Genomic DNA, 2,159 nt, shown 5'->3' on the forward strand with positions numbered 1-2,159 from the left:
GTTAATCATCCATACATCTACTGGTTTGTCTGCCACACTCTTTTCAGTATTGCCCCCCGCATACACTGCTGAGAGAGAAAACAATACCATCATTGCAATGGCAACATTCTTCCGTACACTTCCTTTCATTAGATACCTCCAAAAAATGGTGAATATGGTATACACGGTATACCACTCATTTAATACTGTCAACATTTTTTTTGTAGTTCGTTAGTACCAGAAATTGCATAATTTTTTGTACTCATTTTATTCTATATATTGAATAAATTTAATTATCTATAATTAATTCTCATATCTATTCAATTACTCGATTTATAAAAATGCATATTTCAATTTGGTGAAATTCGATATACCATGTATACTAATAAGAGAGAGATTACAGAGTCTATGAACATTGATATTAATGCAATTTTTGAAACAGATCAGAATGATCCTTCACTCACTTCTGCAGAACGAACCTACCGGATAATCCTTCAGAAGATTATCACTGGAGAGTTTCCACCAGGGATGAGATTGACAAGAAGACCTTTGGCAAAAATGCTTGGGGTTAGTCATATTCCGATACTCGAAGCCATGAAAAAATTGGAACAGGATGGAGTAATTGAGTATCATCCTCACTGGGGTTCCATTGTTACCATACCTACTGTTGAGAGAATCAAGGACATCTTTCTATTGAGAGAAGCCGTAGAGTGCCAAATTGCCAGAATTCTTGCAAATAGCCTTTCTGAAGAACAACAATTCATGTTGCAACATGCAGCCAATGACCTTGACAGAATCCCCTTTGAGAATGCTGATCCTTACAAATACACAGAAATGCATTATAAGTTCCACCTGATGCTTGCAGAGGCTGCTAATTCAGCTTCTCTCTACAGAGCACTAGAACGTAATAGTTTCCTCTGGCTTGTGTTATTGCAAGGACAGACAAAGAGGCCTCGAACGCCAGAGTCTCTGAATCGTCATATCCTATTGGTTGACTCAATCATTAAGAAAGATATTCAAACTGCTGAAGAAGCAATGCGACAACATGTCAGGTTCGGTCAGGAAGGACTTATAAAAGATTTTTCCGAAGGTCAAGAATAAGCGGTTATATGAAGAGAAAGTATTCCCCGCTGAGTCTATCTGAATAAGAGCAGCGTACCTGAGGTTGTTTCTGTACACCTCCCTTGTTGGTAAGCAATCTGGCCATTGACCATCACCATCGATATGCCGTCTCCGGTAATCTCAGGGTGTTTGATATCACTATATTCAGCAAGGTTCTGCCAATCGAGGAGCACCAAGTCCGCTTTATAGCCGGTTTTAATGAATCCCCTGTCCTGTAACCCCAATCGGCTTGCAGGATTGCCGGTCATTCTTGTAATAAGGGATTGGAGAGGTAGTACTGCTTCTTGTTTTCCATATCTATCAAGCAGGTGGAGCGTACTCTGATAGGACCGTGGATGACTCAGAGCGCCGGCATAGAGGGCATCCGTACCAAAACACATGAGAGGATGAGAGAGGATTTTCTTGAGTGAGTCTTCACTTTGGGTAACATCCATCATCAGTGCAGTTCCTTTTGCTTCCTGGAGAATGTCAAAGAAAACTTCGTACGGGTCACTACCCTGCTCCCTAGCTATCTCACTTAGGCTCATCATCTCATACTGCCTATTACCTTCCAGACTTTGGATACTCACCTGTTCCCATCCACAAAGTTCAGCGATTGAGTCCCAACCCTCTGGATGCTCCATCTCACTCCGGATTTTCGTCCGGGCTGAAGCATCCATTAGGAGGGACTGTACCTCCTCGCGGGGCAAGCGTAGATAAGAAGGAGGCAGGAGACTGAACAGGCTGGTTGAACCAAAGTGGTAGGGATACTGGTCAAACTGCACATCCAGACCTCTCTCCCTGGCATGGTCGATCATGGAGAGCACCTCATCCACAAGGTGCTGGTTCTTCCTTCCAATCACCTTAAGGTGGCTGATCTCCAGTCTCACTCCTGTACGCTCAGCGAGTGAAAGCACTTCCTTGAGGGAATCAAGAATATCACTCCCTTCGCAACGCATATGTACTGCAAAAAGTCTCTTGTACTCAGCAACTACCTTTAGGAGAGCAAGCAACTCCTTCTCTTCAGCAATATGAAGTTCGCAATATAGGACATATTCCTGCTTAAGCCATTTTTTGCT

At 42.7% G+C, this 2,159-nt stretch carries 2 protein-coding genes; one reads left to right on the forward strand and one right to left on the reverse strand.

The features are described 5' to 3' along the window. Positions 1-354: 354 nt before the first annotated feature. Entirely contained in the window at positions 355-1,080 is a 726-nt protein-coding gene (locus JF818_RS00225; RefSeq protein WP_198889994.1) for a GntR family transcriptional regulator, read from the forward strand. Positions 1,081-1,115: 35 nt separating this feature from the next. Here JF818_RS00225 and JF818_RS00230 read toward each other — a convergent pair. Then, positions 1,116-2,159 (reverse strand): amidohydrolase family protein (locus JF818_RS00230; protein WP_198889995.1); only part of this gene is annotated, 1,044 nt, incomplete at its 5' end.

It is taken from the genome of Sphaerochaeta sp. S2, from assembly GCF_016406725.1.
Classification (GTDB): Bacteria; Spirochaetota; Spirochaetia; order Sphaerochaetales; family Sphaerochaetaceae; genus Sphaerochaeta.